Annotated in this window: 1 protein-coding gene; it reads right to left on the minus strand. The window is 50.2% G+C overall.

All coding sequences use genetic code 11. The features are described 5' to 3' along the window. Nucleotides 1-223: DUF7507 domain-containing protein (locus IQ282_RS00010; RefSeq protein WP_194849913.1), on the minus strand; the 223-nt coding region annotated here is incomplete at both ends.

The raw sequence follows: 223 nt of genomic DNA on the forward strand, positions 1-223 counted from the left end.
GCTTGGTTCCTTACCGTTCCCGCATCTATGTCAGACTGCTGGATCGTGTAGGTTCCCGTAAACGTAGTACTGTCTACTCCACTTGGGCCTGGGGGAAGTGTGGCGATTGGACCACCTACTAAACTACCATTCGGTGCTACCAACAATGGGTCACTAATCGTTATGTTGCTCAACGTAGTGGCTCCCGTATTGGTCACCGTAAAACTGTAACTGATCGTCTCAC

The sequence above is a fragment of the Nonlabens antarcticus genome (assembly GCF_015356755.1).
Classification (GTDB): domain Bacteria; phylum Bacteroidota; class Bacteroidia; order Flavobacteriales; family Flavobacteriaceae; genus Nonlabens; species Nonlabens antarcticus.